This window comes from Maritalea mediterranea, assembly GCF_021568695.1.
Lineage (GTDB): Bacteria > Pseudomonadota > Alphaproteobacteria > Rhizobiales > Devosiaceae > Maritalea > Maritalea mediterranea.
This window is the reverse complement of the sequence record NZ_JAKGTI010000003.1, coordinates 274,431-292,890: the sequence shown is the minus strand read 5'-3', so window position 1 is coordinate 292,890 and position 18,460 is coordinate 274,431. Positions and strand designations below refer to the sequence as shown.

The following is an 18,460-nucleotide window of genomic DNA, read 5'->3' as shown; positions in this document are numbered from 1 at the left end:
TCTATATCGACTTTGCGGTCAATAAACGCCAGAACCCGAACTAAGAATTGTCCAATTCAGGAGAGGTTTAATGGCCCGCATCACTTTGCGCCAATTGCTCGATCATGCTGCTGAACATGATTATGGCGTGCCTGCGTTCAACATCAACAATATGGAACAGGCCCTCGCGATCGCCGAGGCGGCAGACAAAACCGATTCTCCAGTGATCATCCAGGCCTCTCGCGGCGCACGGTCTTACGCACATGACGTGATGCTGAAACGCATGATGGATGCGATTGTGGAAATCTATCCGCATATTCCCGTTTGTATTCACCTCGACCATGGTAACGGCCCCGCCACCTGCATGACCGCCATCCAGGCCGGTTTCACCTCGGTGATGATGGACGGCTCCTTGGAAGAAGATGGCAAAACGCCTGCCGATTGGGACTATAATGTCGGCGTGACCAAACAGGTCACCGACACAGCACATTTGGGCGGCATTTCCGTTGAAGGTGAACTGGGCGTTCTAGGCAGCCTTGAAACCGGCGAAGGCGACAAGGAAGATGGCCATGGTGCCGAGGGCAAATTGTCCACCGAACAGCTTTTGACCGACCCGGACGAAGCGGTAAAATTCGTAAAAGAAACCAAGGTGGATGCGCTGGCGATTGCCATGGGCACCTCCCACGGCGCTTATAAATTTACCCGCCAACCGGACGGTGAAATTTTGGCCATGCATGTGATTGAAGAAATCCACCGTCGCCTGCCCGACACCCATTTGGTGATGCACGGTTCTTCTTCCGTGCCACAGGATTTGCAGGACATTATCAACCAATATGGCGGCGCAATTCCGCAAACTTGGGGTGTACCTGTGGAAGAAATTCAGCGCGGCATCAAAAACGGTGTGCGCAAAATCAATATCGACACCGATAACCGCATGGCGATGACCGGCCAGATCCGTCGCATTCTGGCAGAAAATCCAGGCGAGTTTGACCCGCGCAAATATCTCAAGCCTGCGCGCGAAGCCATGACCAAATTGTGTATGGAGCGGCTAGAGCTGTTCAACACTGCTGGTCAGGCCTCGAAAATCGGGAAGATCATTCCTTTGGCCGACATGGCCAAACGATATGCAGATGGACAGTTGGATCCGCAAATCGACTAGGTTTTTAGGGACAACCTGGACAATATTTGCGCACGACAGGGGCCAATAGCCCATCTGCTTTTAGAACCCCCGCTTTGGGACAAGGCGGGGGTTTTTTTGTTTCTTGGCTTGCATCCGTTCAACATTCTGCCCAAATTGCACGGCACGAAGAGGAAAAAGAAAGCCACGCTGAACATGCAGATTTATCTGATCGTCCCGCCCCAACCTGATGCGAAAACCCGGACCACCAGCCTGGCGCTGGCCGAAACCGGCCATGTGGCGGCCATGCTGGTGCAGCGCGGCACATTGGGTGAGGCGGAATATAAGGATTGGGCCAAAAGCCTGATCAAACCGGCGCAGAAAAACGATGTGGCGGTGCTGCTCGACAATCTGCCCGAGGCCGTCGCCCCCCTCAAAGCCGATGGGGTGCACCTGACCCAAAGCGCCAAAGACACCGGCCATTGGGCAAAAAAGCTGAAACCAGAGTCAATTTTGGGTGCGGGTGAAGTCTTTTCCCGCCATGACGCCATGACCAAAGGCGAAAAGGACATTGATTATGTCTTTTTCGGCCAATTGGCAGCGGACAAAAACAACAGTGAACACGAGAGCGCCGAAATGGCCAATTGGTGGGCGGAAACCTTTGAAGTGCCCGCTGTGGGTTTTGTTGAGGATGTAACCCTGTTGACCAAGCAGGTGGAGTTTTGCGCGGTGCGCGAACTGGTGTTTGAGGCAGACGACCCGGTGGCCGCGCTGAATGAAATTGTGGCGCAGGTGCAAAGCTGATGCGGGGCACGCCACCACATATCTTCGCGACGCTTTTGCTGAGCGCGGTGCTGGTGTTGCCCACCACGGCGCAGGACAGCGCCACGCCTGATGCCGAAGCGCCAGCGGAAACCGAATCTTCAGCGACAAGCGCCTCCACCGAGGCCACCGGTCCGGTGGATGAAGCCTATGGCGCCTATCAGCGCGGCATGTATCTCACTGCCTTGGCGCTCGCCCTGCCCCGCGCCAAGGAAGACGATGCGGCGGCGCAAACCCTGATTGCTGAACTCTATGCCAATGGTTTTGGCGTCGACCGCAATCTGGAACGGGCCGCTGGGTGGTATGACATTGCCGCCAAGAATGGCGACCCCCATGCGGCTTTTCAATTGGGCTTGCTCTATCAGCAGGGCGATGGCGTGGAGCGGGACCGGCAAAGGGCGGCCAAACTGATCCAACAGGCAGCGGATGCAGGTTTGGTGGAGGCCAAATATAATCTGGCGCAGTTGCATATTGAAGGGCGCTATGTTGAGCCCAACCTTACCTATGCCGCGCAACTGCTTGGCGTGGCCGCCGATCATGGCTTGGCTGAAGCGCAATATGATCTGGGCATAATGGTAATGGAAGGCGCAGGCGTGGAGCCAAACCCGCAACGCGGCGCAGAACTGATTGGAACTGCCGCCAGCCAAGGGCTGATCCCTGCGCAAATTGAATATGCGACCCTGCTGACGTTGGGTAAAGGGGTGCCTCAAGACTTCAACACCGCGTTCGTATGGTATGAGCGTGCGGCAGAACAGGGCAACCCTGTGGCCCAGGCCCGGCTTGGTCGACTATATGCTGCGGGTAAAGGCATCGATCAGGATTTTGTTGAAGCCGCCAAATGGCGTGCCCTGGCGCGGCGACAAGGGCTGAACGACGAAACATTGAGCAATCTGCTGACCGCCGCCACCCCAGCCCAGATTGAACAGGGTGAAGAATGGGCCAAAGTTTGGCCCGATAAACCGGACAGCGATTAAGCATTTTGCACCGCATATCGGCGGCAAACGGCTTTGCCACTTGCACTTCAGTCAATTCTGAGGCAAAAGGCAGGCCAACGTTTTTTGATGGCGCTTGGCCACTCTCATAAAATCTGTCAAAGGCATATCCATGAAACTTAATGGCAATGAAATTCGCCCCGGCAATGTGATTCAACACAAAGGATCCTTGTGGGTGGCCGTAAAGGTACAAAGCGTAAAGCCCGGCAAGGGCGGCGCATTTGCGCAGGTTGAATTGAAAGACATTGTTTCCGGCACCAAGCTCAATGAACGCTTCCGCGCCGCCGAAACAGTGGAAAAAGTGCGCCTGGAACAAAAAGAATATCAATATCTTTATGAGCAGGGCGACATGCTGGTCTTTATGGACAATGAGACCTACGAACAGCTGGAATTGCCCACAGAGTTTGTCGGTGACCGCGCTGACTTCTTGCAAGACGGCATGAATGTGACCGTGGAAAGCCATGAGGGCAAACCTTTGGGCATTTCCCTGCCGCAATTTGTGACCCTGACCGTGACCGAGACAGAACCGGTGGTGAAAGGCCAAACCGCGGCCAATTCTTTCAAGCCCGCTATTTTGGAAAATGGCATCAAGGTGATGGTGCCGCCCTTTATCGGTCAGGACGAAAAGATCGTCGTCGACACCAACGAAATCACCTATTCTAAACGCGCCGACTAGGACACATCTCAAATGGCTCAATCTGCACTGCTCACCATTATGACTGCCGCCGCCCGCAAAGCGGCCCGGTCGCTCAAACGCGACTTTGGCGAGGTGGAAAATCTGCAAGTGTCGCGCAAAGGCCCGGCTGATTTTGTGTCCGCCGCCGATAAGCGTGCGGAAAAAGCCATTTACGAGGAATTGCTGAAATCACGCCCCACCTATTCATTCCTGATGGAAGAAGGCGGCGAGATTGAAGGCAGCGATGGCCAGCACCGCTGGATCATCGACCCGCTCGACGGCACCACCAATTTCTTGCACTCCATCCCCATGTTTGCCATTTCCATTGGGCTGGAGCGCAATGGCCAAATGGTGGGCGGGGTGATTTACAACCCGATCACCGATGAACTGTTTACCGCCGAGCGCGGTAAGGGCGCCTTTTTGAACAATCGCCGCCTGCGCGTGTCCGGCCGCATTCATCTGGCCGATGCAGTGGCCGTGACCGGCATCAAGCAGACCTCAAATGCCCGCAACGATGCCGCCACCATTTCCGAAGTCTCTGCGATCAACGCCGCCTCCTCCGGCGTGCGCCGCACCGGCTCTGCCGCGCTTGACCTGGCCTATGTGGCCGCCGGCCGATTTGATGCCATGTGGGAACGCGATCTTGCCCCATGGGACATTGCCGCGGGCATGTTGATGGTGCGCGAAGCAGGCGGTCTGGTGACCGATCTCAACAATAAAGAGATCAAACCCGAAAGCGGCTCCGTGCTCGCAGCCAATGAAAAGCTGCACGCGCAAATGCGCAAGGCACTGAAAGCGGCATAAGCCGCCCAAATTCTTGGGCCGCAGCAAATATCGGTTGTTGCAACTCTGAACATGAGCACATTTATATGTGGAAATGTGAAATGGACCCCAAGATCAAGTCTTGGGGTGACGTGATGGAGTGAGGCGACATCACGGCACATCTCAAACTCATAAAATGGCTCGGTACTTCGCGTTGTGCAAAAATTCTCGTCACTAGCCCGTCATTGCAAGGCTCGACCTTGCAATCCATTTGCGGGTTGCCACACCGCACTTAGTCACCATATCCCTGCCACAGTTCGGCTTATAACTGAATGAAACGCAAAGGCGCGCATGCAATTTGACGCGCCCGATGGTGTGTGCACAATTAAATATTGTCACACCGCAGTACACTCTCTAGAATCGCGGCCAAGTGTTTAATGTGGTTCGCACTTTCGGGGAAGAGGGAATTTTTCAAGTATGGCACCGTCTTACGATCCTTATCGTTTATCCAGCCCAACTGTTTATCTGATTAAGATGATCATCTTTCTGATCATTGTCGCCATGATCGCCCTCATACTTGCCCCGCAATTGACCGAAGCCTTCTGGTCAAACCCGTTTATCAATCTTGTGATCTTGGGCGCTTTGGCTGTCGGCATTGTGCTGAGCTTTGTGCAGGTGGTTCGGCTATTCCCCGAGGTCAATTGGGTAAATGGACTACAAGATGGCAATCCCAATTCCGGCCAGCCGCGCCTGCTGATGCCCGTAGCGGCAATTCTGCGCGACCAGCTCGGCGAAACCGTCATTACGCCAGCTTCAATGCGCTCAATTTTGGATTCGGTCGGCAACCGGTTGGACGAAGCGAAAGACACCTCGCGTTATCTTACCGGCTTGTTGGTGTTCCTCGGCCTGTTGGGTACCTTCTATGGTTTGCTCCAAACCGTTAGCTCTGTCGGCGATGTGATCGCCTCGCTCGATGTAACCAACAGCGATTCCGGCAATTTGTTTTCCAATTTGAAAGATGGCTTGGAAGCGCCGCTTTCCGGCATGGGCACCGCCTTTGCCTCCTCTCTGTTTGGTCTGAGTGGCTCGCTGATTTTGGGTTTTTTGGATTTGCAGGCCAGTCAGGCACAAAACGCGTTTTACACCGATCTGGAAGACTGGATGTCCTCCATGACCGAACTAGACCACCCCATGACCCAGATGCAGGCCAACCAGATGGGCGTCGATGGCACCAGCATGCAGGCGATGGTCGAGCAATTGGGCGCCACCATGCAAAATTCATCCTCTTCGCAAAACGCCATCCGCGCCATGGCCGAGTTGGCGCACGGGCTGGATGGATTGACCAAACTGATCCGCAAACAGCAAGACGATTTACGCACCCACATCAATGACCAAGCCGAAAACAACGCCCAAATGCGTAAGCTGGTCGATGCGCTGCTGCAATCTGTTGAAGACGAGCAGGCCGAGAAAAAAGACAAGGGCAAGGGAGACGCATAAATGGCTCTTTCCCGCTCTCGCCGACAAGCGCGTCAGGACTATTGGCCGGGCTTTGTGGATGCCATGGCCAGCCTGTTGCTGGTTATCATCTTTCTTTTGTCGGTATTCATGCTGGCTCAGTTTTTCCTCAGTCAGGAGATTTTAGGCAAGGACACAGCCCTCACCCGTTTGAATTCGCAAATTGCCGAACTGACCGAACTGTTGCAGCTGGAGCGCGCCAATAATGACGATTTGGAATCCACCATTGCAACCCTTTCGGCCACATTGGCGGGCGCCGAAAGCGAGCGTGATCGGCTGCAGGCGCGCCTGGAAGGACTTGGTACAGGTGTTGAAGAAAAAGATGCACGCATCGCCGCCCTCACCAGCGAATTGGCTGAAGAACGCGAAATCAGCGATGAAGCCGCAGCACAAGTGGCGTTGCTCAACCAGCAACTCTCCGCCTTGCGCTCGCAAATTGCCGCGCTTGAACAGGCCCTTGAAGCCAGCGAACAGCGCGACCTTGAGAGCCGCACCCGCATCGCCGATCTTGGCCGCCGCCTGAATCTGGCGCTCGCCCAACGGGTGCAGGATCTTTCCCGCTACCGATCTGACTTTTTTGGCCGCCTGCGCGAAATTCTCGCCGACCGCAGCGACATTCGTATTGAGGGCGACCGCTTTGTATTCCAATCCGAAGTGCTGTTCAGCGCCGGCAGTGCAGAGGTGGCCGAGGAAGGCTTGGACGATTTGAACGCGCTGGCCGACGCCATCAAGGAATTGGAAAACGAAATTCCACCGGAAATCCCCTGGGTACTGCAAATTGGCGGCCATACGGACAAACGCCCGATCAACACGCCGCGCTTCCCCTCAAACTGGGAGCTTTCCGCCAGCCGCGCCATCTCCGTGGCCAAATATCTGGTGGATCAGGGCATCTCGCCCCAGCGCTTGGTGGCCGCAGGCTTTGGCGAATTCCAGCCCATCGATGATGGCGACACCGAAGAAGCCTTCCGCCGCAATCGCCGGATTGAATTTAAGCTGACGAACTAAACGTTCCGCCACTGAAACACCAAAATCGTCACCACCGGGCTTGATCCAGTGGTCCAAGCCCCTCCACTTAGAACCTTGCATGCAGCTAGGATTGCCGGTGCGGGCCCGGCCATGACGTGTGGGCTGCAGTCCTACTGCTGAAACTGCAATTTCGCCAGCTCCGCATAGCGACCACCTTTGGCGATCAGCTCTTCATGGGTGCCTTCATCAATCACCTTGCCACCTTCCATCACGACAATTCGGTCGGCATTTTTAATGGTGGCGAGGCGGTGGGCGATGACGAGGGTGGTGCGGCCTACCATCAAACGCTCAAGCGCGGCCTGCACTTTGGTTTCGCTTTCTGCATCCAAAGCGCTTGTGGCTTCATCGAGCAGCAGGATTGGTGCATCTTTCAGCAAGGCGCGGGCAATGGCCACACGCTGCTTTTGTCCGCCAGAGAGCATCACCCCACGTTCGCCCACAATTGACTGGTAGCCATCTTCAAGCTTGGCGACAAAATCATCCACCAACGCGGCTTCCGCGGCGGACTTTACCTCTTCATCGCTGGCGTCGGGTTTGCCGAACCGAATATTGTCGGCAATGGTGCCGGAGAACATCACGGAATCTTGCTCCACATAGGCAAAGCGCTGACGCAAGGGTTCAAATCCGACCTGCCGCACATCCACCCCATCGACTTTAACGCTGCCCGCCGAGGCATCATAAAAGCGCTGCAACAGTGAAAAGAGGGTGGATTTACCCGCACCAGAGGCCCCGACCAAAGCCACCGTTTCGCCGGGTTTCACATCCAAATTAATGCCGTTTAGCACCGGCTCATCCTGGCGCGTGAGATAACGGAACTCCACATCTTCAAAGGTGACGGTTCCCAACGGCGGCTCCGGCAACGCCAGAGGTGCAGTTGGCGTTTCAATGGTCGGCTGGGTGTCCAATATCTCGGTGATCCGTTCACTGGCCCCCGCCACGGTTTGCAGTGTGCCCAAAATCTCGGAAATGCCAGTCAATGTGCCGGTGGCCAGCATGGCATAAATCAAAAACTGACTCAGTTCCCCTACCGTGATCTGATCGCTCATCACCAATTGGGTCCCCAACCACACCAAGGCCACAAGTGCTGTTGCGGTCAGAAAAATGACAAATGCAATCATGCCCGCACGCACCAATAAACGAGCAACCTCCGATTGGTAGCTCCCCTCAGCGTAACCACCATATTCATCGTTGCGATGCTTTTCCTGGGTGAAGGCCTTGATGGTTTTGATCGCCCCGAAGGTTTCAGTAGCCATGGCGGCCAGATCGGCGATCTTGTCCTGCTGACGGCGGGATAGATTGCGGATATAACGCCCCAGCCAGACCACCGGGAACACCAGCAGCGGGATAACAACAATTACAGTGGCCGCCAAATAGGGCGAGGTCACAAACATCATCAATACCGCGCCAAACAGCATGACGCTGGAGCGCAGGACCACCGGCAGTGCCGAATCGAGCGCGCCGCGCACAATGCCCACATCGCTGGTGATACGCGAAATCAGCTCGCCGGTGCGATTGGTGTCAAAAAAGGTGATGTCCATATCCACCAAATGTTTGAACACTGCCCGACGAATATCGGTGATGACCCGCATGCCAATGACGGAAATAAAATAAAAGCGCGCGGCAGACGCCACCGCCAAAACCCCGGCAATGGCGATAATGCCGAAAGAATATTGATTAATAACATCAAGATTTTGGGCCACAAAGCCCTCATCAATAATATCGCCGATCAGGGCCGGAATGGTCAAAGACGCAATCGCCGCAGCCAACAGGAACAGCGCGGTAAGACCCAGCCGCACTGGATAGCGAAGAACAAAGGGCAGCAAGGCGCGTAGGGGCTTAATGCTTTTACCGGGTTGGCGCTCGGAAAGAATGATCTGCTTTAAACGTTCATCACTCGGCTTGGAGGGGGCCGCGCTTTGCTCTGACATAGGAATGATCCACCTGTTGTGTGGGGCCAAAATAGGTATTGTCCGCCTGAACATCAATAGCGGGCGGTAGAATAGCTGCGCCTGTTGCGCAAATGCTTGAAAGTCGCTCTTGCGCCAAACGCAAACTTGATATAGAACCCCGGCAACGAAACGATTTAGCGGGTCGCGCAGGGCTTGAATTGCGCCATGGTTTGCATGTTGACTCGCCTTTTACACTTTTTGAAGGTAAGCAAAAGATGAAAAAAGATCTTCATCCTGATTATCACATGATCAAAGTGGTCATGACTGATGGCACAGAATATCAGACCCGCTCAACCTGGGGTTCTGAAGGCGACACAATGCAGTTGGATATCGATCCAAAAACCCATCCGGCTTGGACAGGTGGCTCAGGCCAGTTGATGGACCGTGGTGGTCGTGTGTCTCGCTTTAAAGAGAAATTCAAAGGCATTTTGGGCTAAGCCTCAAAATCGATATTTTGAAACAAAAACCCGGCCTTGCGCCGGGTTTTTTGTTTTGGTGACCTGTCTTTGAAACTGGCCATAGCCTAACGCTGAAAAGCGTCCTTCAACCGAGCCAGTTGATTCACCACCGGATTATCGACCGGCATTGTAGCTTCTTCCCGCTCCATAGCATCCAGCGCCAATATCCGTTTGTGCAGGGCGTTGGCGCGGCTGATCATATCGCGCATCCTTTCCGGCAATAATGCCACATCCAGATGATCCTCATCCAGCGCCATAGCATTCAGTTCCACCCGCCGATCTTCATTGCGGGCATCGTCCATGGAAATCTCACCCTCTTTCACCGCCCGGCGCAGCAACAGCCAGCTGGCCAACTGCATCAAACGTGTGGTGAGCTGCATGCTTTGATTGGCATAGAGCAATGCAGCATCACGGCCCAGCGCTTTGGATTCCGCCCGACCTTCGCCATCCAGATAGGCCGCTACCTCTTCCACCAGCGCCATGCCCTCGCGATAAAGCTGGTTAAACCCACCAGCCTCCACCAATTTGGGGCCGAGTGAATGTGCGCCCTGCTCATTGTTGTTTTCGCTCACGCCAACAATCCCTTATCTCGTCACCATCCATGCGTCGCCGCCCATTATAATGGCAAAGCCTTAACAAACAAACATGGCCAGATACGGGCAATGCCCCACCTTTGAACGGTTTTCAAAGGCCCAAAAAGAAAAAAGAGCCGACAATGCGGCTCTCAAAGTTAACAGGGAGGCGTCAAACAGAGTGTAAAAACCGCTCTGCTAGATCCAGACCATGCTGGATAAAAATAAGTTAACCGCAAATGTTTAATGCAACCTTAATCGGAGTCATTTTTTTAACCTTACCCATTTGCTCCCGCTTAAGCTTAATCAAAATTGACCCAGCCAAAGCCTCGCCGCACCGCTCAAAAATCCCGCACTTTCATCAGGTTGTCCAACCCGTCCGGTTCAGACAAAATGTTGAATTTTAGAATTTAAAAACTGAATCAGCGGCACTCTTGCTACTCTTTTTATCTTCAATTGCCGCTTCCAGCCGCTTGATCTCGGCTTTCAGCGCATCAATCCGCTCATGCAACTCGTCAATGGAAATATCATCCAAGGGTGCACCAAGCTCGTGAATGGAGGCTTTCTTGGAGGATCGTGAAACATCTTCGCCCATTTGTCGTTCTCCTTAAACCTGCTAACTGTTGATCTTAACAATCGTAATTTTGATTGCGTCAAATCAAAAGGAAATTCTTATGAGCTCGTCAGAAAAAATGCGCGCTATTGAAATCAAAACGCCCGGCGGTCCGGAAGAGCTGGCCGTTACACAAACAACCAAACCCTATGCCTATCCGGGCCAAGTGCTGATCAAGGTGAAAGCAGCCGGTATCAACCGGCCCGATATTTTGCAACGAAAGGGTCTCTATCCCGCGCCAGACGGCGCCTCGCCGCTGCCTGGCCTTGAAGTCTCTGGTATTGTCGAAGCAATTGGCCGCACCACGGATCAAACGCCAACCTCGCTGCAAGTGGGCGATGAAGTCATCGCGCTAACCAACGGGGGTGGCTATGCCGAATATGTCAGCGTGCCGTGGGGTCAGGTGCTGCCAAAGCCAAAAGGCTGGAGCTTTGCTGAAGCCGCCACCATTCCGGAAACCTTTTTTACCATACAGCAAACCTTGATTGACCGTGGCAAACCTACTGCGGAAGATTGGGTGCTTGTGCATGGTGGTTCGGGCGGCATTGGCGCCACCGCCATCCAGCTGGCCAAATTGGCGGGCGCAAAGGTGCTCACCACCGCGTCCACTGATGAGAAACTCAGCTATTGCAAAGAGATGGGCGCCGACGTCACCATCAATTATATGACGGAAGATTTTGTCGAGCGCACCAAAGCAGAGACCGGCACAGGCGCTAATATCATTGTCGATTTTATCGGCGGCGATTACGTCGACCGCAATTTGCGCGCAGCCGCCCCCGATGGCACCATCATCCAACTCGCCAATCTAGCAGGTCGCGAGGCCACGGTGACCATGGGACTGGTTGTGGCCAAACGACTGACCCTGTTCGGCTCCACTTTGCGCGCGCAGCCCGACGATGTGAAAGCCCGGATCGGCCACAATCTGATGGAGCAAGTGCTGCCCGCCATCGAAAATGGCACCATCAAAAAACCAAAGCTGAAAACCTTCCCGATGGAAGACGCCCCCAAAGCCCATGAGGCGATGGATGCGCAGGATCATATTGGTAAAATCGTACTGGAAATGGGGACGTAGGTCGAACGCAGATAATTTATAATTGCAATAAACCGGCCAAATCACTATAAAAGGGGCAATCCCCCATATTTTCAGCGTGAAAGGGGCGTGCAAATCCAGACCGGTTTGCACCCAAAGGAAGATATTATGGCAAATTCACTTTTGATGCCCAAAGCAACTGCCGTTTGGTTGGTCGACAATACTGGCCTGACCTTTGATCAGATTGCCCATTTCTGCAGCCTGCACCCGCTTGAAGTGCAAGGCATTGCTGATGGTGATGTGGCCGGTGGCATTAAGGGCGCAAACCCCATCCAAATGGGGCAGTTGACCCGGGAAGAAATTGAAAAGGGCGAAAAAGACTCCAGCTACCGCTTGCAGCTTTCTGGTCCCAAAACCATCGTGGCCAAACAAAAGCGCCGCGGTCCGCGCTATACGCCAGTGTCCAAACGCCAGGAAAAGCCTAATGCCATTTTGTGGCTGGTGCGCAACCACCCTGAATTGAAGGACGCCCAGATTATGCGGTTGGTGGGTACCACCAAGCCGACCATCGAATCCGTGCGCGAGCGCACCCACTGGAACGCCGCCAACCAAACACCGGCTGATCCGGTGACTTTGGGACTGTGCACCCAGGTGGAGCTGGATATGGAAGTGCGTAAAGCTGCCAAGGATCGTCCGCCTGAGCAACAGCGCGTGGAAGAATCCGGCCTGCTGACAGCCGAAGAAGCCATGGCCCGCGCTTCAGACCAGGTAAGCCGCAGTGACAATCCGTTTGATTCATCCGATGCTGATCAACCTCAGGCAGACGACGAACCTGAATATGATGTGGACAGCGTTTTTGGCAGTCTGGGCAGCCTGAAGTCAGACGACGACGACGACAAAAACTCTTAAAAAACATATTGAAAACCACACCGGGTTCGCCGCATCATAGATCCAAGATGATTTGGAGATCTATATGGCGAACCCGGTGCTTTTTGTGATTGCCCACCCCGATTTAGGCCAATCGCGGGCCAACCGACATTTTGCCGCCAGCGCCAAATCTGTTGAGGGGGTCGAAGTTCTCGACCTCTACAAAGTCTATCCCGACATGTTTGTCGATGGCAGCCATGAGCGCCACCGCGTCGACAATAAATCCAGCATTGTGCTGCAATTTCCCATTTATTGGTACGCTGCCCCCGGTCTGTTGAAAGAATGGATTGACCGAACCTTTTCCTATGGCTGGGCCTATGGCACCAACGGCAAGGCGCTCAAGGGCAAAAACTTTATGTTGTCGGTAGCGACGGGATCGGAAAAGCGGGCCTATGGCAAAAATGGGGTCCATAATCATCCTCTGGATGCATTTTTGTTGCCCTATAAGCAAACCGCCGCATTTTGCGATATGAATTGGCTCGACCCGCTGGTCTATTATCATGCGCGCGCCAGCGAAAAGGAAGAATTGTTGGCCCATGGCGAACTACTAAAGTCTCGTTTGCGCGAACTGGTGGCGCTGACCGCCCCGCAGCAACGCGAACAGGAGGCTTCGCATGGAGCATAGTTTCCTTCTTGCCTGCTTCATCTTTCTATCCGCCGCCGTAATCGTGGTGCCGTTTGCCAAGGCCACCGGTCTTGGCTCGGTGCTGGGCTATCTGCTGGCGGGCATTTTTATTGGCCCCTACGGGCTGAAACTGGTGACCGACCCGGAAACCATTTTGCACTTCTCCGAATTTGGTGTGGTGATGATGCTGTTTCTGATCGGGCTGGAATTGCAAGTGCGCGAACTCTGGTCAATGCGCAACAAGCTTTTTGGTCTCGGGCTGCCACAGGTTTTGCTGACCGCCCTTGTGTTGGGCTTGATCGGGTATCTCGCCAACATGCCTTGGCAATCCGCGATCATTATGGGATTGGGCCTTGCCCTTTCTTCCACCGCCATTGTGCTTAAAATTATTGAAGAGCGCGGAATTATGGCCACCAATACCGGTCGATCCGCTTTCTCGGTCTTGCTGCTGCAAGATATTGCCGTGATCCCCATTTTGGCGATCATCCCGCTGCTCGCGCTACCGGAACTGGCTGGGCATACCCCGGTGGACGATGGCCATGGTCCCGGCGAGGTTGCCCCCGAGGGCGGCTGGCAGGTCGCGGCCAAAACCGCCTTTGTGTTTGCCTCCATGTATTTGTCAGGCCGATATTTGCTGCGTCCCGTCTTGCGTTTCATTGCTAAAAGCGGTGTGCGCGAAATCTTCACCGCCCTTTCGTTGCTGTTGGTGGTGGCCTCTGCGCTGTTGATGGAGTGGATCAATGTCTCCGCCGCTTTGGGCGCCTTTATGGTCGGTGTGATTTTGGCCGATAGCGAATATCGCCACGAGCTGGAAAGCGACATTGAACCTTTTAAAGGCTTATTGCTCGGGCTGTTCTTTATCTCCGTGGGCATGAGCATTGAGTTTGAAGTGCTGATGAACAACCCCTTGCTGATCGCCAGCATGGTGGCGGGATTGGCCATCATCAAAATGGCCATTCTTTGGGGCTTGGGCATGGTCTTCAGATTTCACATCGCCGATCGCATGCTATTTGCCATCATATTGGCCCAGGGCGGCGAATTTGGCTTTGTCCTTTTCCAATTCGCCACGGCGTCTGGCGCCTTGCTGCCTGAACATGCGGACCTACTCAATGTCACGGTCGCCATCTCCATGGTGATCACACCGATCCTCATTCTGATTTATGACCGACTGCTCTCGCCCAAAATGGTGCGCGACGCCCAAACCGAGCGCGAGCCGGACGATATTTCTGTGCGCAATCGGGTGATCGTGCTGGGCTATGGTCGTTTCGGCCAGATCGTGACCCGCCTGATCACCGCGCAAGGCTTTGAAGCGACCTTGATCGACCATGATGCCGAACAGATTGAACTGGTTAAGCGGTTCGACACCAAGGTGTTTTTTGGTGATGCCCGGCGGGCCGATCTGCTGGCGGCGGCCGGGGCGCACGAGGCCCAAATCCTGATCATTGCCATTCACAACCCCAATACGGTGACCGAAATTGCAGCCATGGTGAAAAAGCACTTTCCGCACATCACCATTTTGGCGCGGGCACGCGACCGCAACCACGCCCATGAATTGATGGATGTCGGGGTCAAACATTTTGTACGCGACACCTTCCACTCCGGCCTGCAATTGGGCATTAAAGCGCTGGTTGCGCTGGGATATGAAGAACACCGCGCCTATCGGCTGGCCAAAACCTTCGCCCGGCACGACATCAAAATGCTGCATGAAGCCTATGAGATCAAAGATGATATGGAGGCCATCATCGGCCATGCCCGCACTGCCAAGGAACTGCTGGCCCAAGTCATGGAATCGGATCTTGTGGATCTTGACCCGGCGAACGCCACCAACTGGACCTCCGATAAGAACCCCGACGATATAGAACGCGAAAACAAGGCCCGCTCTCAGGAATAATCCGTTTGACCTTATTTGATATCGACCCGAACCTTTATATGGTGGCGGCGCTGGCCATTTTTTTGGTGGCCCTGTCCAAATCCGGCCTGATCGCCGCGTTGGGCATTATCGGCGTCCCCCTGCTCACCCTGGTGATGCCCGCACGCGAGGCCGCTGGCATGATGTTGCCGCTGCTGCTGTTTATGGACGCCATTGGCCTCATCGCCCTGCGCAAGCAGGTTTCCTGGCCCAACATACGCATTTTGCTGCCCGCCGCCCTTGTGGGCATCCTCTTGGGTTGGATCTTTTTCGCCTTCATTTCTGAAGCCATGGTGCGGCTGATGATCGGCATCATCACCGTCATTTTTTGCCTTGATGCGTGGTTGCCGCTGCGCAAAGCGTTGACGGGCCTGCCGCCCTCAAAGCCTTGGGGCTATTTTTGGGGGTCGCTGGCTGGCTTCACCAGCTTTGTCAGCCATACGGGCGGGCCGCCCTTCCAAATCTATATGTTGCCCCAGCGCCTGGCGCCGGTGCTTTACGCCGGCACCACGGTTATCTTTTTCACCACCGTAAATTTGGTCAAACTGATTCCCTATGCAGCACTAGGACAATTGTCCGTCAGCAATCTCAAACTGGCCGCCAGCCTGTTGCCCGTCGCAGCCCTGGGCATGGCGATTGGCATTTTCCTGGTCAAGCGTATAAATGCCAAATTGTTTTACAACATCGCCTATATATTGGCGTTCATACTGGGGTTGAAGCTGCTCTATGATGGTGTCATGGCCTTCATCTAACAAAGACCTTTCTCAAGACAAACAAAAAGGCCGCGGGGTGCCCCGTGGCCTTCATCATCCAAACGCTTAAATTTATTGGACTTTCACTTACACTACTTATTGACGCGTTTGCGCCTGCAACCTCGACATTTCGTCTTTTAGCTCGAGTTTTTTACGCTTTAGCATCCCGATCTTGATTTCGTCGTGTGCCGGTCGTTGCATCTCTTGATGGATTTGCTCATCCAGTGATGCATGCCGCCGCTCGAGCGCGTTGAGGTGGGAAGTTGTGGTCATGAAGTCTTCCTTTCTCTCATATGAACAAAGAAAGTGTGACAAAAAAATGTACGCCTGTCCAATGGCAATTTTGTGGCGATTTTGCCCAATTTTTTACGCTTTTGTTAAAACTCAGTGCAATCTATTGAAATATGAGGTAAAATGAGCCGGTATTGCGTAACAACCGAACAGACGGTCTTTCTGTCATGATGCATTTAACCACCGAACAACAAGCTAAAATGGGCACAGAATTGGCGGCCAAACGTCAAGAGCACAAGGATTTGGATGCTTCAATCAATGCTCTTATGGCCACGGGGTGTAAGGACGCCATGATGCTACAGCGACTTAAAAAGAAGAAGCTGGCGATAAAGGACCGCATCATTTATCTCGAACAATTCGTGCTGCCCGATATTATCGCCTGAGGTTGTACGGCAATAGCCCTGCGATAGCTTGCAAAATGTAGTTTATTGGGCTACACGCCTTTTTTGACATTTTGCGAGGGGCTGAAATGCCAACCAACCCGCCAATTGCCATCGTTATGGGGTCTCAATCCGATTGGGCCACCATGCGCCATGCCGCCGACACGCTAGATCAACTCGATATTGAATATGAGGCGCGCATCGTTTCTGCACACCGCACGCCGGACCGCATGTATGAGTTCGCCAAATCGGCAGAGGATTTGGGGTTTAAAACCATCATCGCCGGGGCCGGCGGCGCAGCACATTTGCCCGGCATGGTTGCGGCGCTGACCCACCTGCCCGTATTTGGCGTGCCGGTCCAATCCAAAGCCCTTTCGGGCCTAGACAGTCTATATTCCATCGTGCAAATGCCAGCGGGCATTCCCGTGGGCACCTTGGCCATTGGTCAAGCGGGCGCAACAAATGCAGCCCTTTTGGCCGCAGCGGTGGTGGCGCTATTTGATGAAGACGCCCGCGATGCCCTGATCGCCTATCGCAAAGAGCGCACAAATGCCGTCAAAGACTTTCCAATAGACGAGTGATCATGAATAACATGCTGCAACCCGGCGCAACCATTGGCATCCTTGGCGGCGGACAGCTTGGGCGTATGCTCGCCCTCGCCGCCCACAAATTGGGCCTCAAGGCACACATCTATTGCCCCGACCCACAAAGCCCGGCCTTTGAAGTCACCCCGCACAAAACCGTTGCAGATTATGAGGACGAGGTAGCACTCAAAAACTTTGCCGAAGCGGTTGATCTGGTCACCTATGAGTTTGAAAATGTGCCCGCCGCGACAGCCCAAAAGATTCTTGAACTCAACGTGCCGTTGGCCCCTGGTACAAAGGCGCTGGCCACGGCCCAGGACCGCCTGACGGAAAAGAGCTTTATCGAGCAGGCTGGCGTGCCCGTCGCCCCTTTTGCCAATGTGGAAAGTCAGGGGGATCTGGAAGAGGCTGTGCAAACCATCGGCCTCCCGGCCGTGCTCAAAACCCGCCGGTTTGGCTATGACGGTAAAGGCCAACTCTTCCTGCATAAACCTGAAGATGTGCCCGGTGCATTCAAAGCATTGGGCGAAAATCCCTGCGTGTTGGAAGGTTTTGTTGCCTTTGATCGCGAAATATCTGTGATCATCGCCCGTTCGGCCAATGGCGATATCACCGCTTATGACCCGGCGGAAAATGTACACCAGAACGCCATTTTGCACACAAGCACTGTGCCGGCCAACATCTCCGATCATGTGGCGCAACAAGCCGTAGACGCGGCAAGCAAAATTGCCACTAGTCTCAATTATGTTGGCGTGATGGGCGTTGAGTTTTTTGTGAGCGATGACAACGCACAATTGGTGGTGAATGAAATTGCGCCGCGGGTGCACAATTCCGGCCACTGGACAGAGGCCGCCTGCGTGATTTCGCAGTTTGAGCAACACATCCGCGCCATCGCCAATTGGCCCCTGGGGGACACGTCCCGCCATTCCAATGTGGTGATGACAAATCTGCTCGGCGAGAACATCGCCAAGGTGACCCAACCGGTTTCACCGGGCGCCATGGTGCATCATTATGGCAAATATGAAGTTCGTCCCGGTCGCAAACTCGGACATATCAACCAGATTTCACCGAAAATCGACTGATTTTCGCGGCAAAATCGCCCGCATTCGCTGGACAAATGAGATTCAATTTGCTATTGACCACGCCAACGATAGCTGGATGGTCCAGCTCGCGTTGGCAGGATATTGGCCAATGCGCGATTTCAACAACCAATTTAAAGGCGGTGTAGCGCGTGCAAGTAGTCGTTCGCGATAACAATGTAGATCAAGCTCTTCGGGCTTTGAAAAAGAAACTTCAACGCGAAGGTGTATTTCGTGAAATGAAGTTGCGTAACTACTATGAAAAGCCTTCTGAGAAAAAGGCACGTCAAAAGGCTGAAGCCGTTCGTCGGGCCCGTAAGTTGGCACGCAAGCGTGCACAGCGTGAAGGCCTAGTTGGCGGTCGCTAAGATTTACGCCTTTTGCTAAGAATCAAAAACGCCG

Annotated in this window: 21 protein-coding genes; 17 read left to right on the top strand and 4 right to left on the bottom strand. The window is 54.0% G+C overall.

What is annotated here, in order from left to right; translation table 11 throughout:
• Positions 1-70: 70 nt before the first annotated feature.
• The 7 genes from fba to L1I42_RS14235 all read left to right on the top strand — a co-directional run bounded on the left by fba (position 71) and on the right by L1I42_RS14235 (position 6,868).
• Positions 71-1,138 carry a class II fructose-bisphosphate aldolase gene (gene fba, locus L1I42_RS14265; protein WP_236115338.1) on the top strand — a complete coding sequence of 356 codons (1,068 nt, stop codon included), beginning with the start codon at positions 71-73 and terminating at the stop codon, positions 1,136-1,138.
• Between the two features lie 96 nt (positions 1,139-1,234).
• Positions 1,235-1,900: a thiamine phosphate synthase gene (locus L1I42_RS14260; protein WP_236115337.1), complete on the top strand. Its 666-nt coding sequence runs from the start codon at positions 1,235-1,237 to the stop codon at positions 1,898-1,900.
• Complete coding sequence (locus L1I42_RS14255) at positions 1,900-2,892, top strand: tetratricopeptide repeat protein (RefSeq protein ID WP_236115336.1); 993 nt, start codon at positions 1,900-1,902, stop codon at positions 2,890-2,892. The genes L1I42_RS14260 and L1I42_RS14255 overlap by 1 nt, the downstream gene beginning before the upstream one ends.
• Before the next feature lie 130 nt (positions 2,893-3,022).
• The gene (gene efp, locus L1I42_RS14250) at positions 3,023-3,586 is read left to right on the top strand and encodes an elongation factor P (RefSeq protein ID WP_236115335.1); all 564 of its coding nucleotides are present in this window, start codon (positions 3,023-3,025) and stop codon (positions 3,584-3,586) included.
• A 12-nt stretch (positions 3,587-3,598) separates the two neighbouring features.
• Positions 3,599-4,390 carry an inositol monophosphatase family protein gene (locus tag L1I42_RS14245; protein WP_236115334.1) on the top strand — a complete coding sequence of 264 codons (792 nt, stop codon included), beginning with the start codon at positions 3,599-3,601 and terminating at the stop codon, positions 4,388-4,390.
• 435 nt (positions 4,391-4,825) lie between these two features.
• Complete coding sequence (locus tag L1I42_RS14240) at positions 4,826-5,845, top strand: flagellar motor protein MotA (protein ID WP_236115333.1); 1,020 nt, start codon at positions 4,826-4,828, stop codon at positions 5,843-5,845.
• Positions 5,846-6,868 carry a peptidoglycan -binding protein gene (locus L1I42_RS14235; RefSeq protein WP_236115332.1) on the top strand — a complete coding sequence of 341 codons (1,023 nt, stop codon included), beginning with the start codon at positions 5,846-5,848 and terminating at the stop codon, positions 6,866-6,868.
• Positions 6,869-6,999: 131 nt separating this feature from the next.
• Here L1I42_RS14235 and L1I42_RS14230 read toward each other — a convergent pair whose 3' ends face one another.
• The gene (locus L1I42_RS14230) at positions 7,000-8,817 is read right to left on the bottom strand and encodes an ABC transporter transmembrane domain-containing protein (protein WP_236115331.1); all 1,818 of its coding nucleotides are present in this window, start codon (positions 8,815-8,817) and stop codon (positions 7,000-7,002) included.
• A gap of 236 nt (positions 8,818-9,053) precedes the next feature.
• On the opposite strand from L1I42_RS14230, the gene rpmE reads away from it, so the two are divergent.
• Positions 9,054-9,275, top strand: coding sequence for a 50S ribosomal protein L31 (gene rpmE / locus L1I42_RS14225; RefSeq protein ID WP_236115330.1), 222 nt, complete (start codon positions 9,054-9,056; stop codon positions 9,273-9,275).
• 86 nt (positions 9,276-9,361) lie between these two features.
• Here the strand turns inward: rpmE and rcdA are convergent, their stop codons facing one another.
• Together rcdA and L1I42_RS14215 are read right to left on the bottom strand one after the other, a co-directional pair.
• A complete protein-coding gene (gene rcdA, locus L1I42_RS14220) occupies positions 9,362-9,868 on the bottom strand; it encodes a protease adaptor protein RcdA (RefSeq protein ID WP_236115329.1) in 507 nt (168 codons plus the stop codon).
• A gap of 403 nt (positions 9,869-10,271) precedes the next feature.
• Positions 10,272-10,463 carry a DUF1192 domain-containing protein gene (locus L1I42_RS14215; protein WP_236115328.1) on the bottom strand — a complete coding sequence of 64 codons (192 nt, stop codon included), beginning with the start codon at positions 10,461-10,463 and terminating at the stop codon, positions 10,272-10,274.
• Positions 10,464-10,542: 79 nt separating this feature from the next.
• On the opposite strand from L1I42_RS14215, the gene L1I42_RS14210 reads away from it, so the two are divergent.
• The 5 genes from L1I42_RS14210 (at position 10,543) to L1I42_RS14190 (ending at position 15,724) form a co-directional block, all read left to right on the top strand.
• Positions 10,543-11,553 (top strand): NAD(P)H-quinone oxidoreductase, encoded by a 1,011-nt coding sequence (locus L1I42_RS14210; protein ID WP_236115327.1) that lies wholly within the window; start codon positions 10,543-10,545, stop codon positions 11,551-11,553.
• A gap of 126 nt (positions 11,554-11,679) precedes the next feature.
• Positions 11,680-12,420 carry a DUF1013 domain-containing protein gene (locus L1I42_RS14205; RefSeq protein WP_236115326.1) on the top strand — a complete coding sequence of 247 codons (741 nt, stop codon included), beginning with the start codon at positions 11,680-11,682 and terminating at the stop codon, positions 12,418-12,420.
• 64 nt (positions 12,421-12,484) lie between these two features.
• Positions 12,485-13,063 carry an NAD(P)H-dependent oxidoreductase gene (locus tag L1I42_RS14200; protein ID WP_236115325.1) on the top strand — a complete coding sequence of 193 codons (579 nt, stop codon included), beginning with the start codon at positions 12,485-12,487 and terminating at the stop codon, positions 13,061-13,063.
• Entirely contained in the window at positions 13,053-14,954 is a 1,902-nt protein-coding gene (locus L1I42_RS14195; protein ID WP_236115324.1) for a monovalent cation:proton antiporter-2 (CPA2) family protein, read from the top strand. Before L1I42_RS14200 ends, L1I42_RS14195 begins: the two co-directional genes overlap by 11 nt.
• Before the next feature lie 5 nt (positions 14,955-14,959).
• Positions 14,960-15,724, top strand: a complete 765-nt coding sequence (locus tag L1I42_RS14190) for a sulfite exporter TauE/SafE family protein (protein ID WP_236115323.1) — start codon at positions 14,960-14,962, stop codon at positions 15,722-15,724.
• Between the two features lie 96 nt (positions 15,725-15,820).
• On the opposite strand, the gene L1I42_RS14185 is transcribed toward L1I42_RS14190, so the two are convergent.
• Positions 15,821-15,997, bottom strand: a complete 177-nt coding sequence (locus L1I42_RS14185; protein WP_236115322.1) for a YdcH family protein — start codon at positions 15,995-15,997, stop codon at positions 15,821-15,823.
• 185 nt (positions 15,998-16,182) lie between these two features.
• Here L1I42_RS14185 and L1I42_RS14180 point away from each other — a divergent pair, with 185 nt between their 5' ends.
• From L1I42_RS14180 to rpsU, 4 genes are all read left to right on the top strand, one after another.
• Positions 16,183-16,398 (top strand): YdcH family protein, encoded by a 216-nt coding sequence (locus tag L1I42_RS14180; protein ID WP_439651511.1) that lies wholly within the window; start codon positions 16,183-16,185, stop codon positions 16,396-16,398.
• An 86-nt stretch (positions 16,399-16,484) separates the two neighbouring features.
• On the top strand, positions 16,485-16,976 hold the full coding sequence (gene purE, locus L1I42_RS14175; RefSeq protein ID WP_236115321.1) for a 5-(carboxyamino)imidazole ribonucleotide mutase: 492 nt from the start codon (positions 16,485-16,487) through the stop codon (positions 16,974-16,976).
• A gap of 2 nt (positions 16,977-16,978) precedes the next feature.
• Complete coding sequence (locus tag L1I42_RS14170; protein ID WP_236115320.1) at positions 16,979-18,061, top strand: 5-(carboxyamino)imidazole ribonucleotide synthase; 1,083 nt, start codon at positions 16,979-16,981, stop codon at positions 18,059-18,061.
• 149 nt (positions 18,062-18,210) lie between these two features.
• The gene (gene rpsU / locus L1I42_RS14165; RefSeq protein ID WP_133572023.1) at positions 18,211-18,426 is read left to right on the top strand and encodes a 30S ribosomal protein S21; all 216 of its coding nucleotides are present in this window, start codon (positions 18,211-18,213) and stop codon (positions 18,424-18,426) included.
• Positions 18,427-18,460: the final 34 nt, after the last annotated feature.